The organism is Amorphus sp. 3PC139-8 (assembly GCF_040750475.1).
Classification (GTDB): domain Bacteria; phylum Pseudomonadota; class Alphaproteobacteria; order Rhizobiales; family Amorphaceae; genus Amorphus.
Map to the genome: position 1 here is coordinate 1 of NZ_JABJVY010000034.1, position 12,407 is coordinate 12,407.

Consider the following 12,407-nt stretch of genomic DNA (forward strand, 5'->3'; position numbering starts at 1 on the left):
GGTTTTCCGTCCGGGATTTGCTCTGAAAATAAGCGCTCACGCCAGCGAGCTTCGCTCGCGGCTGCGCGGGCGCGGCCCATGAGGGCCGGCACGCGGTCGCGCGCTGGCTGCGCAAATCCCAGGAAAAGTGGGAACCGGTTTTCCGTCCGGGATTTGCTCTGAAAATAAGCGCTCACGCCAGCGAGCTTCGCTCGCGGCTGCGCGGGCGCGGCCCATGAGGGCCGGCACGCGGTCGCGCGCTGGCTGCGCAAATCCCAGGAAAAGTGGGAACCGGTTTTCCGTCCGGGATTTGCTCTGAAAATAAGCGCTCACGCCAGCGAGCTTCGCTCGCGGCTGCGCGGGCGCGGCCACGAGCGTTTCCAGGCGAAGTGGACACCGGTTCGCCGTCCGGAATGCTGTGGAGGATTACCCCTCCACGGATCCATTCCCGGTATAGACAATGCGGACCAGATCGGCGGCGTTGCGGGCGCCGAGCTTTTCCATGATCCGCGCGCGATGCACTTCGATGGTGCGCGGGCTGATGCCCAGCCGGCGGCCGGCCTCCTTATTGGAGGCCCCGCCAGTGATTTCCGACAGCACCTGGCGCTCGCGCGCCGTCAGAAGCGTCCCGCCCGGAAAGGACGGCGGCAGCTCCGCGTCCGCGCTTTCCCTGTCCCGACGCGACCCCAAGGCGGAGCGGACCCGCTCGATCACAGTATCGGCGTCGAACGGCTTCTCGAAGAAATCGAACGCGCCATCCTTGATGGCACGCACGGCCATCGGAATATCGCCATGGCCGGACATGATGAAAATCGGCTCGGGATAGGTCGAGGCTTGCAGGATGCTCAAAATGTCGAGGCCGGAACGCCCCGGCATTTGCACGTCCAGGATGGTACAGGCCGGCTCCTTCTGCGCACGGCTGATGAACTCCGCCCCGTTGGAAAACGCCTCGACCTCAAAGCCTTCCAGCCGAAACAGCTCCACCAGAGAATCCCGCACCGCCGTGTCGTCGTCGACCACGTAGAGCCGTGGAGAGACTTGAGTGCCGCCGGCGTCGGTCATGACCCACCGTCCGAGACGTTCTCGTCCGCGGTCGGCTCGGCATCGAGCGGCAGATCGAGCCGGAAGCAGGCGCCGTGTCCGTGCCCGCCCGGCTCGACCGACAGCTCGCCGCCGTGGTTCTGGGCAATGGACTTGGAGATCGCGAGCCCTAGCCCAAGCCCCGAGCTCTTGCTTGAAGAGAACGCCTTGAAGAGGTCGGGCAGCTTGTCCTGCGGGATGCCCGGCCCGGAATCGCGCACCGAGATCCGCAGACGGTCGCCGTCCACCACCGCCCCGATCTCGATCCGGCGCTGCTCGCGCCCGGCCACGACCTCGGCGGCATTGCGCATGAGATTGACCAGGATCTGCTCGATCTGGATCGGATCGACGGCGATCTGCGGCACCGCCGGGTCGATCCGGCGTACCACTTCGATGTTGCGTCCCTTCGCCCCGACCAGAGCCAGCTCCAGCGCCTCGTCGATCAGGGCGGCAACCGAGGACCAGCGTCGGTTCGGCTCGCGCTTCTCGATGAAGTTGCGCATGCGCTGGATGATCGAGGCGGCGCGCTCCGCCTCCCGCATCGCCTTGGCGATGACGTCGATCACGAGTTGATCGGGCTCGCCCTCGCCCGCCTTCAACCGGCGGGTCGCCGCCTGCAGATAGAGCATTGCCGCCGTCAGTGGCTGGTTCAGCTCGTGGGCGATCGCCGAGCCCATCTCATCCAGCGCCGTGACACGAGCCATGTGGACGAGCTCCGCCTGGAGCTCCGCCACCCGCTCTTCGTAGGCCGCCCTCGGACGGTCGTCGCGCAGAATGCCAATGAACTGCCGGCCCTGGGGCGTCATCGCCTCGCCAACCGAAAGCTCGACCGGGAACACCGTGCCGTCGCGGTGCTGCGCCTCCACCCGGCGGCCGATGCCGATGATCTTCGGCTCCCCGCTCGTCAGGTAGTTCGAGATATAGCTGTCGTGTTCGCGAGCGAAGTGCGCCGGCATGATCGCCTTCACGTTGCGTCCGATCATTTCGGTCGCGGCGTATCCGAACAGCTTCTCGCAGGCCTTGTTGTAGACGAGGATGCACCCGGTCTCATCGGCCACAATGATCCCGTCGACCGCTGTGTCCAGTACGCTCAGAAGGCGTGCCTCGGACACGGCCTGGGACTCCGACAAATTGCGGCCGCGTTCTTCCCGCATTGGCTTCTTAAGCTTCGTGTTTGCGAGCCTGCCGTCGAACCTTCGACGTTTTCAAAGTTTCGAAGACCATAGACAGGATTCCCAGTCCGGGTAAAGCGACGCTGGCCGGCCGAAGGGCGGGTGCGGCAACGCTTCGCGTCTTTTCTTTCCGACGCGCCGAACCAACATAAAACCCTGCGTTGGGGCTCGCACCCGCTTGATTGCGGGGCAGTGGGTGGAAAATATTGAATCTCAACAGACTATTCGCGGCGATTTTGCTCGCCCTCGCCACGGTCGTGCTGTTCGCAGCCCGAGGGGCGCTTGCGCCCGACGAGAACGATGCGATTCAAGCCGCGCTTCTTGAGGCGACACCGCCCGGCGAGCTCGATCGGCGGGTCGTCGCGGCGTTGGATACCGGCGACGTCGCCGGCGCCGAGCAGTTCGCCGCCCTCGCCGGTTCGCTCGATCGAGCGTTGGCCCCGCAAACGCAGGCGGAACTTGCCGACGCGCAGACGGTTGCGGCCACCGTCCTGCGCAACACCGGCCAGTTCGTCACCGCCTACGTGACCGGTCACGGCGATACCGCAGCGGGACTTGCCGGTGCCGTGATCTCCGATTTGACAGTCGTGGGCGATGTGCGCGATCTCGCGATCGAAGGCGGCAAGGCGATGAGCGGCCAGGACTATTCCCAGTTCCTGCTGGCCATCGCCGCTGTCGGGCTCGCGGCGGAGGGCGCGGTGATCGCCACCGGCGGCACCAGCCTGACGGTGAAGGCCGGACTGTCCGTCCTGAAGGCTGCCAAGCGCACGGGAAATCTGACCGCGGATTTCGGCCGGGTGCTTTTGCGCCAGGCCAAAGAAACGCGGTTCGTGCGCTCGCTCGGCCGGCCGGCACGGCTCTCCGACGACGCGACCGACACCGCCCGGCTTGCCCGGCCCCAGGTTCGAGCCGCCCGCGCCGCAGATACCGGCGGCGAGCTCCTCACCACCGTTTCCACCATCGGCCGGGTCGCCCGGACGGCAGGCCCCGGCGAGACCGTGCGGCTGATGCGCTATGTACGCAGCGCCGACGATCTGGAAGGCATCGCCGGCATGTCGGCCCGGTTCGGACGTAACACGCGCGCGGTGATCGAATTGACCGGAAAGACGGCCCTTCGCGCCTTCCGCCTGGGGGTCGATGCAGCACGCGCGATCATTGGCGCCGCGGCAAGCTTTGTCGCCTGGATGGTGGGGCTCGCGCTCTATGGTGCAGTCAAGCGCGGCAGCTTCTTCCTTCTGGATCTGACCGGTCGCAGCCTCTGGCTAGCCGTCCACCTGTTCGGGCGTGGGCTCGGCGCGGCCGTTTCCTTATCCTTCGCCCGCGTCTGAAGCGCGCACATCAAGTCCCCAAATAGTGCAGCGTCAGGCTGCGTGCGTGACCGCGGGCCCGATGCTCGATCACGTAGAGCCCCTGCCAGGTGCCGAGATCCATCCGGCCGTTCAGGACCGGTACGGCGATGCTCGCGCCCGTCAGCATCGTCTTGATGTGGGCCGGCATATCGTCCGGCCCTTCGCTGCCGTGGCGATAGCTGCCGGACGCGGGCGCCAGCCTGTCGAGCACGTCCAGAAGATCCCTGAGCACGTCCGGGTCGGCATTTTCCTGGATCGTCAGTGACGCGGAGGTATGGCGCAGGAACACGGTCAAAAGCCCTTCGCCGGCGTCGATCTCGCCGAGCCAGCCGTCGACGGCGGCACTCACGTCGTGAAAGCGACGCGGCCCGGTCTCGACCTCCATCCGCGCGGTCCGCTGACGGAGCGACCCGGCATCGGCCCTCGCCATTTCGCGTTGCTGCCGCATGGGGTATCTCCCTTTATGCAATCCGTCTCTATCCCCGCCAGGAGCTCAGATGCCCGCTCTCGAAACGCTCGTCTCTTTCGTCAACAGTTGGGAATGCGACGAGAACGCCCATCTGAACGTGCAGTTCTACTTTTCGCGCTTCGAGATCGCAGCGGCTCACTTCGCGGCCATGGCCGGGCTCGATCCCGCCCTGGCGCCGGTGGCCCGTCATGTCCGCTACCACGCCGAACTGGTCGAAGGCGACATCCTGCGCATGGAAAGCGGCATCGTCACAGACGGTCCATTGGCACCGGGGATCGTGCACAGCCTCATCGATATTTCCACCGGCCGGGTGAGCGCCACCGCCTGGCACCGTTATCCAGCCACCGCCACGCCCGAATTGGCTGCGCGCGCAGAAGCGGCCAATGCCGCGATCGCGCCGGAGCCCGCGCGGATAGCCCCCCGCGGCGTTACCGGAGATATTCCCGCGCCCCAAGACCGGGCCGCCCTGTTCGAAAAGGGGGCCGTGATCACCTCCCGCGGGATCATCCAGCCGGCCGATGTCGACGCTGACGGCGTCGCCTTGGACCGCACCATCGTGGGGCATTTCTCCGATGGCGCCTCCGCGCTGTGGGAGGCGATCGGGCTGACCAAGACCAAGATCAACGAACGCGGTTGGGGCCGTGTCGCGGTGGAGATGCGGCTCGTCCGCCATGAGCGCCTGGCCGTCGGCGATCTGGTGGAACAGGTGAGCGGGATCGTAACGGCAAGCGAACGCACCTTGTGGATGCGCCACTGCCTGTTCGAAACGCGCAGCGGGCGTCCCCTCGCGATCGGCGATTCCATCAGCATCGCCATGGACCTGGCGGCCCGTAAAGCCGTCCGCTTCCCAGGGGACGTCATCGCGGCCATTCCGCTCATCGGCGGGGCCGATACGTGAGCTGGCGGACCGCTCTTCAGCTTGTCCGAACGTCGCTTCTGGCGGGCGCTCTGGTTGCGCTCGCCGCTTGCCAGTCGACACCGGAGCCCGATCGCACACCGCCGGCCGAACCGCCGGCGCCAATCGTGGAGACGGCGCCGCTCAGCGTGCTTCTGGGCACTGCGGAGACGCGCGGCCACTCCGTCTACGTCGCCGACATGATGACCGGGAAATCGCTTTACGAAGAAAATGCCGAAGCCTTGCGCTTTCCCGCCTCGCTCACCAAAATGATGACGCTGTTCCTGCTGTTCGAGGCTGTGGAGAGCGGCACCTTGAGCCTCAACTCCGAGCTGCCGGTTTCGGAAGAAGCCGCCTCCCGCCCACCGGCCAAGCTGGGACTGAAGGCTGGATCCACGATCAAGGTGCGCGACGCCGCCCAGGCCATGGCGATCAAGTCGGCGAACGACGTCGCCGTCGTGGTGGCCGAGGCGCTTGCCGGCTCGGAGGAGGCTTTCGCAGCCCAGATGACGGCACGCGCGAAACAGCTCGGCATGAACCGCACCCGCTTCGTCAACGCTTCGGGGCTGCCGGATCCGCTCCAGGTCAGCACGGCCCGCGACATGGCGATCCTGGGCCGCGCCCTGAAGACAAGGCTTCCGCGCTTTGCCTCCTATTTCCGCACCCGCGAATTTCGCTATGATGGTCGGCGCTACGAGGCCACCAACAAGTTGCTCGGCAAGGTCCGCGGCGTCGATGGTATCAAGACCGGCTATATCCGCGCCTCCGGCTTCCACCTCGCCGCCTCCGCGCGACGCGGCGGGCGCACCGTGATCGTGGTGGTGATGGGCGGCAAGACTGGTCGCGCCCGCGACCGGGAGGTCACGGAGCTGATCGAGACATATCTGTAGATCGTCTACGGCTGATCCGGATAGCTCTCGAAGTCCCTCTTGAGCTCCTGGATCATGCCAAAGAAGCGGCGCATCGCGCGTTCGGTGGTGTCGAGCGCGCGATCGAGTTCGTCTTCCGCGTCCGTCTCCATCTGGCCGAGGCGATAGGCATCCGCGCTTTCGGAGTCTGTCGGCGTTTCGACCGGGCTCCCCGCCAGGTCGGCGACCGCCGCAAGCCTTGCCTCCAGCGCCGTTACCCTGGCGGCAAGGGCCGCATTCTCCGCCTCCAGCCGATCCAGCTCACTGGTGTAGACGGAGCGGTCGTCGGCGATCAGCTCGCACGCCCATCCGTGATCGCGCTCCCGACAGAGCGAGACTTCGCCGGTTTCCCCGTCGAGGCGCAGCACGCCGGCCCTCACTTCCTGGAGCGCGTAGCGTCCGCCGTCCGTGTCCGGTGCAACGGTTTGGGCGGCGGCGGGCAGCGTCACCCCAAGACCAAGACCGGCAATCAAGAATGCATGCCTAAGCATTTTGAGATGAACCTCCCGAAGCCGTTCGACGATCGATCATACTCGCCCTCGTGTCGCGAACATGGCACGGTGCAGGCGAGCCATGTCAAACAGGGAGATGGGCGATGCGCGCAATGGTCCTGGAGCGACCCGGAACCCCGCTCAGGATGGACGAGCGCGCAACGCCCGCGCCCGGCCCGGGCGAGATCCTGGTGGAGGTTTCCGCCTGCGGTGTCTGCCGCACGGACCTGCACGTGGTCGACGGCGAACTGCCCGATCCAGCGCTTCCGATTGTGCCCGGCCACGAAATCGTCGGTCGGGTCGCGGGCCTGGGCGACGGCGTCACGGGTTTTACGATCGGCGAGCGGGTCGGCGTGCCGTGGCTCGGTCACACCTGCGGCACCTGCCGCTATTGCCGTTCGGAGCGGGAAAATCTCTGCGACGACCCGAAATTCACCGGCTACACCCGTAACGGCGGCTACGCGACCCACACGATCGCCGATGCGGCTTTCACCTTTAAGATCCCCGACGCCTATTCCGACGTCGAGGCCGCGCCCCTTCTGTGTGCCGGGCTGATCGGCCACCGCACACTAAAGCTCGCCGGACCGGCTGAGACCATCGGCATCTACGGCTTCGGCGCCGCTGCCCATATCGTCACCCAGGAAGCCCACTATGAAGGCCGGCGCGTGCTCGCCTTCACCCGGCCCGGCGACACCCAGGCTCAGGAGTTCGCCACAAGCCTCGGCTGCGCCTTTGCCGGCGGGTCCGACCAGCCGTCCCCGGAACCGCTCGACGCCGCCTTGATCTTCGCGCCGGTCGGCGCGCTGATCCCGGCCGCGCTGAAGGACGTGCGCAAAGGCGGCACGGTCGTTTCCGGCGGCATTCACATGTCCGATATCCCAAGCTTTCCCTATCGCGATCTTTGGGAGGAGCGAGTGATCCGGTCGGTTGCGAACCTGACCCGGGCCGACGCGATCGAGTTCCTCGCGCTGGCCCCGAAAGCCGGCATCCGAACCCAGACGGTGCCCTACCCGCTTAGCGAGGCCAACCAGGCCCTCGACGACCTCCGCGCCGGCCGGCTGAAAGGGGCCGCCGTGCTCACGATGTGAGCGCTCACTTGGAATTTGTTGCTCTTAAACTTTTTCCGCATGCCGCGAAGCCAGCGCGCGACCGCGCGCCGGCTCGTCAAGCGGCGCGGAGTGCAGCGACCGGGACAAAGGAACAGCCGCACCCGCGGACCGACGAGCTGGCGTGAGCGCAAACGAACTCTAGCTCGAGCGCTGCACGGCCGCCGTCGCCAGCCCGGCGGCGATCAACACCGAGCCACCGATGCGCTGGGCAAGCGCCAGCACGCGCGGCTGGCGGATCCGTTCGCGCACTGCGGACGCAAGCAGCGCGTAAACGGTGGCGTTCACGATCGCGAGCACCACGAAGGTCGTTCCCAACAGAAACAACTGCGGCGCAAGGGCGGCCTCCGGTGCCACAAACTGCGGCAGGAATGCGATGAAGAACACAATGCCCTTGGGATTGAGCGCCGTGACCAGCCAAGCGTGCAGGAGGATACGGCGCCCATCATTCTCCGGCGGCGCGGCCACATCCAGCGAGGTCGCGCCTTCCCGCCACATCTTGATGCCAAGAAAGACGAGATAGGCCGCGCCCACCCACTTCAGAACGATGAATAGGGTTGCAGACGTGGCGAGAATCGCGCCAAGCCCGAGAAGGGAGACGGTTGCCGCCGTGGCATCGCCCAACGCCACGCCGACCACGGACGGCAGCGTGGCCCGGCGCCCGCGCGAGACCGCATAGGAGACGACCAGGAGGATCGTCGGCCCCGGAATGGCCAAGACCACGAGGGTCGCCAACACGTAGGCCGCATAGAGTTCGCCGGTCATCTCCTGATCCCTTTTGTCGCGTCGTCACCGAACCGTGATCAAGCCTTAGACGTTTCAAGGGAGCAAGTCCCGTATGTGAAGGCAACCGTTCACCATCGCCGAGGCCCGAAACCGATCGCCCGCCCCGCCCGTCTCATCGCACCGCTCGCCGGTCTCGTTCTGATCGTCCTGTCGGCCACATCCGCCGCCGCCACGGCGCCGACGCCGATGCCACGGCCGGGTACTTCTGTGGGTGAGCTGGCGGCTCCTCTGGCTGCCGATCCTCGGCCGCGCCGCTCGCCGGAAAAGGCGCCCGTCCCGCCGCCGCGCCCCGTGACTGCGACGCCCCAGGCGTCGCCTTCGAAGGGCGACGAGGCAACGCAAACCGCGACAGACGAGAGCGAGACGGAGGCCGTCGCCTTGGCGCCCGTCGGCGACAGTCCGCCTGCGCGCACGGAACCGGAAGGCGTTCCGATCGATCGTCCGAAGAGCGCCGTGGCACATGACGACGAAGCGGCGCCCGCTTTCGCTGGCGAAGACGTGCCCACCGAGGAAGTGGCAACGGCGGCCGCTCCCCCGCCATCGGACACCGTGACTGCAGCCCCCCTCGCCCCCCTGCCCGAGAAACCCACGGTCGCGACGACAACGCCCGCCCCGATCGGCCGTCCAGCTCCGGAACGGCCGAACCGGCCCGTCCCACGCCCGGAGAGCGAGGCATCAGCCGCACCGATCACCATGGCGCAGACGACCGAACAGCCATCGGAACCGGAGCCGAAAGACGGGTGGGTGGGCGATCCCGCCCCTGACCGGGCGCGTCCCGACGACGTGCCCCTGGCCCGTCCGTCCTACGATCCGCCACCGCGCCCGCCCCTGGACGACCAGTCGGTCGCCCGCCGGGCGGAGTTCGGTCCGCCCAAGGCCAATCCGCGCATGGAAGAGCGCCAGTGCCGCTTCCCACCGGATCTCCACGTTGTCTTCACAAGCCGCGGCCACGTCCGCGGCGACGACGATTGCGGCATCGACAATGCCGTGAGCCTCTCGGAGATCGGCACCGAACCGCCGATCCGGTTCGCGTCGCCGCCGCTTCTCTCCTGTGCGTTCGCCAACACGTTCGTGCGTTTCCTGGCCGAAGACGTACAGCCCCTGGCCGAGAAACATCTGGACAGCCCGCTGATCGAGATCGGACCGGGTACCGCCTATGCCTGCCGTGGTCGCAACAACGATCCGGACGCTCAGCTCTCCGAGCACGCGTTCGGCAACGCCTTCGACCTGCCGGCGCTGCGTCTTGCCGACGATCATTTCCTGACGGTGGTGGGGATCGACCGGTCGACCGGCGAGGAAAAGGCGTTCTGGGCCGCCCTGCACAAGGCCGCCTGCAAGCGCTTCAAGACCGTACTCGGGCCGAAGGCGAACGCCGCCCACTTCGACCATCTCCACCTGGACATGGCCAAGCGGACAAACGGCTACGCCATCTGCGAGTGATGAGGGAGCGTGGATCGACGCCGACCGGCGGTTGGCGAAGTGAAGTCCATCCCTCTTCGCCCCTCTCACCCTGGCCGAAGCCAGAGCAAAGGGTCTTATTCGCCAACGCTGGTCATGTGGCCCTGGATTCCGGCTTTCGCCGGACTGAGCGAAGGATAAAGCGACGGCCCTCCGTCAATCGCCACCCGTCGCCCAACATGAACTCACGTAAAAGGGAACAACCGCAAAGCTAGCATGCGACCGCATGCCGGCCCTTGCGGGCCGCCACTGCGGAGACGTCGCGCGGAGCGCGACTGTCGTGAGCAAGAAAAACGCGAAGCCGGCATGCGACCGCATGCCGGCCGGTCACGCCGCCCAGTCCGGAGCGAAGCGGCAAAGCCGCGTCAGCGTGAGGACAAAAGCAGCTTCCCACTTTCGCTGGCATTGTTTTTCTTAGTCGCAAAGCCGGACGCGAAACCGGTACCCACTTTCGCTGGCTTTGCTTAGTCCTCCAAACGAACCGCGACGAAGCGCAGCTCGCCCGACCCGTTGGACAGGAGCAGAAGCGCCGTCTTGCGGCCATCTTCCTTCAGCTTGGCCACCTGGTCGGCAACGTCCTTGGGGGTGGCCACCGGTTCTTGGGCAACCTCGACGATCACATCGCCGGCCTGAACCCGCTTCTCCGCGGCCGGACCATCGGGATCGACCTCGACCACCAGCACGCCTTCGATGTCCTCACCGAGATCGAATTCCTCGCGCTGCTTCGCCGAGATGTCGGACACCGTCATGCCCAGGACCTCGGTCTGGCTCTCCTCAGTTTCGGAAGAGCCATTGTCCGAACCCGTGCTTTCGTCGGCGAGCACCGTCTCCTCGGCCTCTTCCAGCCGGCCCAGCTCGACGGGAACGGTGACTTCCTCGCCCTTGCGCAGCACGACCACATCGACGCTGCGGCCAATGTCGGTATCGGCGACCATACGCGGCAGATCCCGCATGGAGGGGACCTCCTCGCCGTTGAAGGAGAGGATCACGTCGCCGGCTTCGATGCCCGCCTTCTCCGCCGGCCCGTCGTCCGTCACGCCCGCGACCAGCGCCCCCTTGGCGCCGTCCATTCCGAGGGAATCGGCGATGTCGTCGGTGACGGTCTGAATGCGCACGCCGAGCCAACCGCGCCGGGTCTCGCCATATTCGCGAAGCTGGTCGACGACATGCATCGCGATTTCGGAGGGAATCGCGAAGCCGATGCCGATCGAACCGCCGGACGGCGAAATGATCGCCGTGTTCACGCCGACCACCTGGCCCTGCATGTTGAACAGCGGACCGCCGGAGTTGCCGCGGTTGATGGCGGCGTCTGTCTGCAGATAGTCGTCATAGGGACCGGAGTTGATATCGCGGTCGCGCGCCGACACCACGCCCACCGAGAGCGTGCCCGACAGCCCGAACGGATTGCCGATCGCCATCACCCAATCGCCGATCCGGAGCGCATCCGAAGAGCCGAACTCCAGCGCCTTCAGCGGCTTGTCCGGCTCCACCTTCAGAAGCGCCAGATCCGTCTTGGGATCGTGGCCCAGAACGGTCGCTTCCAGGCTGGTGTCGTCATTGAAATTAACGGTGATTTCGTCGGCGTCCTCGATCACGTGGTTGTTCGTGACGATCAGGCCGTCTTCGGAAATGACGAAGCCGGAGCCAAGCGACTGCACCTTGCGCGGCCGGTTGTCCTGCTCCTGCTGCTTGTCGAAGAACTCGTCGAAGAATTCCTGGAACGGCGAGCCCTCGGGGATCTTCGGCATCGGCATCGAACGCCGCCCGGTGACTTCCTGGGAGGTGGAGATGTTGACGACGGAATCGAACAACGGCTCCGCAATGTCGGCGACCGACTGCGGCCCTTGGGCGACTGCAGGACCGGTGACGAAGGCGGCAACCAGCGCAATGCCGGCGGCCTGGGCAAGCCGCATCAGCGGCCGCGGCGCATCCGCAACGATATCGATCATGATCCTCCTCCGGTGAGGTCCGTTGACCGGGCACTCCGCCCGATTTCGATCTAGAACGTTTCAGGGCGAAGCGGATACCGTTTCGCCGTCTGGAAACGCGTCAAAGCGTTGAGTTGGATCCGTTCAGCGATCCCACGAAAGCTGTCAGGATCGAATTCGGCCGCCATGCCTCGCGTGCGATCGCGTCGGTATCATGGCAGGACGTTGGACAGGCTGAAGCAATTTCCGAAACGGCTGAAATCAGTTTTCCGTCAGCAGCCGCGCCAAACAGACCGTCGGAACCGCGTCGCCAAAACGAGCGGAGGAAACACCGAAGCGGGTCACCTCCGCTCTGTCTTCTAAACCCGTTCCGCTTTTCTCGGCCTCGCGGAACGGGTCTAAATTATTGTTTCAACGCGTTTCCGGACGCCCAACCAGTTTCCACTTGGCCCGGAAACGCTCTAGCCCCGCACGAGCCAAACGATCAGCACGCCGGCTGCGAGCGCAACGACACCGCCGATGCGCAACGCCTGGTCCGACATGCCGATCGCCTGGCGCATCATCGCCTTCAAGCCGCCCGGCATTGTCGCGTAGAGCGTACCCTCGATCGCCAACACCAATCCGATGGCAACGAGGAACTCGCTCATTGCGCCGGAGCGGGCGCGGTCTGGTTGCTCGTGCCGTTACCGGATGATGGCGAGGCGCTGCCGGCAGGAGCCGAGCCGCTTGCGCCGTTCGCCGGCGACGTCGACGCAGCCCCATTGCTCGCCGGCGACGTCGACGCAG

At 66.1% G+C, this 12,407-nt stretch carries 12 protein-coding genes; 5 read left to right on the forward strand and 7 right to left on the reverse strand.

What is annotated here, in order from left to right:
* Positions 1–405: 405 nt before the first annotated feature.
* Positions 406–1,041 carry a response regulator transcription factor gene (locus tag HNS03_RS22715; RefSeq protein WP_367198345.1) on the reverse strand — a complete coding sequence of 212 codons (636 nt, stop codon included), beginning with the start codon at positions 1,039–1,041 and terminating at the stop codon, positions 406–408.
* Entirely contained in the window at positions 1,038–2,171 is a 1,134-nt protein-coding gene (locus HNS03_RS22720) for a nitrogen regulation protein NR(II) (RefSeq protein WP_367198346.1), read from the reverse strand. The genes HNS03_RS22715 and HNS03_RS22720 overlap by 4 nt, the downstream gene beginning before the upstream one ends.
* A gap of 266 nt (positions 2,172–2,437) precedes the next feature.
* On the opposite strand from HNS03_RS22720, the gene HNS03_RS22725 reads away from it, so the two are divergent.
* Positions 2,438–3,559: a hypothetical protein gene (locus HNS03_RS22725; protein WP_367198347.1), complete on the forward strand. Its 1,122-nt coding sequence runs from the start codon at positions 2,438–2,440 to the stop codon at positions 3,557–3,559.
* Between the two features lie 10 nt (positions 3,560–3,569).
* Here the strand turns inward: HNS03_RS22725 and HNS03_RS22730 are convergent, their stop codons facing one another.
* Positions 3,570–4,028, reverse strand: a complete 459-nt coding sequence (locus HNS03_RS22730) for a secondary thiamine-phosphate synthase enzyme YjbQ (RefSeq protein WP_367198348.1) — start codon at positions 4,026–4,028, stop codon at positions 3,570–3,572.
* A 49-nt stretch (positions 4,029–4,077) separates the two neighbouring features.
* Here HNS03_RS22730 and HNS03_RS22735 point away from each other — a divergent pair, with 49 nt between their 5' ends.
* On the forward strand, positions 4,078–4,947 hold the full coding sequence (locus HNS03_RS22735) for a thioesterase family protein (RefSeq protein ID WP_367198349.1): 870 nt from the start codon (positions 4,078–4,080) through the stop codon (positions 4,945–4,947).
* Positions 4,944–5,834 (forward strand): D-alanyl-D-alanine carboxypeptidase family protein, encoded by an 891-nt coding sequence (locus HNS03_RS22740; protein ID WP_367198350.1) that lies wholly within the window; start codon positions 4,944–4,946, stop codon positions 5,832–5,834. Before HNS03_RS22735 ends, HNS03_RS22740 begins: the two co-directional genes overlap by 4 nt.
* 5 nt (positions 5,835–5,839) lie before the next feature.
* Here the strand turns inward: HNS03_RS22740 and HNS03_RS22745 are convergent, their stop codons facing one another.
* Positions 5,840–6,343, reverse strand: coding sequence for a hypothetical protein (locus HNS03_RS22745; protein ID WP_367198351.1), 504 nt, complete (start codon positions 6,341–6,343; stop codon positions 5,840–5,842).
* A gap of 104 nt (positions 6,344–6,447) precedes the next feature.
* Here HNS03_RS22745 and HNS03_RS22750 point away from each other — a divergent pair, with 104 nt between their 5' ends.
* Entirely contained in the window at positions 6,448–7,431 is a 984-nt protein-coding gene (locus HNS03_RS22750; RefSeq protein WP_367198352.1) for a zinc-dependent alcohol dehydrogenase family protein, read from the forward strand.
* Positions 7,432–7,590: 159 nt separating this feature from the next.
* Here the strand turns inward: HNS03_RS22750 and HNS03_RS22755 are convergent, their stop codons facing one another.
* A complete protein-coding gene (locus HNS03_RS22755; RefSeq protein WP_367198353.1) occupies positions 7,591–8,214 on the reverse strand; it encodes a LysE family translocator in 624 nt (207 codons plus the stop codon).
* A gap of 75 nt (positions 8,215–8,289) precedes the next feature.
* On the opposite strand from HNS03_RS22755, the gene HNS03_RS22760 reads away from it, so the two are divergent.
* Positions 8,290–9,675, forward strand: a complete 1,386-nt coding sequence (locus HNS03_RS22760; protein ID WP_367198354.1) for an extensin family protein — start codon at positions 8,290–8,292, stop codon at positions 9,673–9,675.
* A gap of 482 nt (positions 9,676–10,157) precedes the next feature.
* Here HNS03_RS22760 and HNS03_RS22765 read toward each other — a convergent pair whose 3' ends face one another.
* A complete protein-coding gene (locus HNS03_RS22765; protein ID WP_367198389.1) occupies positions 10,158–11,606 on the reverse strand; it encodes a DegQ family serine endoprotease in 1,449 nt (482 codons plus the stop codon).
* Between the two features lie 476 nt (positions 11,607–12,082).
* A complete protein-coding gene (locus HNS03_RS22770; RefSeq protein WP_367198355.1) occupies positions 12,083–12,268 on the reverse strand; it encodes a DUF2065 domain-containing protein in 186 nt (61 codons plus the stop codon).
* Positions 12,269–12,407 lie beyond the last annotated feature (139 nt).

What these genes read in the sequence shown, in the direction of transcription:
- HNS03_RS22715 (WP_367198345.1), bottom strand. Translation starts at nt 1,041, where the DNA reads ATGACCGACGCCGGCGGCACTCAAGTCTCTCCACGGCTCTACGTGGTC.
- HNS03_RS22730 (WP_367198348.1), bottom strand. Translation starts at nt 4,028, where the DNA reads ATGCGGCAGCAACGCGAAATGGCGAGGGCCGATGCCGGGTCGCTCCGT.
- HNS03_RS22735 (WP_367198349.1), top strand. Translation starts at nt 4,078, where the DNA reads ATGCCCGCTCTCGAAACGCTCGTCTCTTTCGTCAACAGTTGGGAATGC.
- HNS03_RS22745 (WP_367198351.1), bottom strand. Translation starts at nt 6,343, where the DNA reads ATGCTTAGGCATGCATTCTTGATTGCCGGTCTTGGTCTTGGGGTGACG.
- HNS03_RS22750 (WP_367198352.1), top strand. Translation starts at nt 6,448, where the DNA reads ATGCGCGCAATGGTCCTGGAGCGACCCGGAACCCCGCTCAGGATGGAC.
- HNS03_RS22755 (WP_367198353.1), bottom strand. Translation starts at nt 8,214, where the DNA reads ATGACCGGCGAACTCTATGCGGCCTACGTGTTGGCGACCCTCGTGGTC.
- HNS03_RS22765 (WP_367198389.1), bottom strand. Translation starts at nt 11,606, where the DNA reads ATGCGGCTTGCCCAGGCCGCCGGCATTGCGCTGGTTGCCGCCTTCGTC.
- HNS03_RS22770 (WP_367198355.1), bottom strand. Translation starts at nt 12,268, where the DNA reads ATGAGCGAGTTCCTCGTTGCCATCGGATTGGTGTTGGCGATCGAGGGT.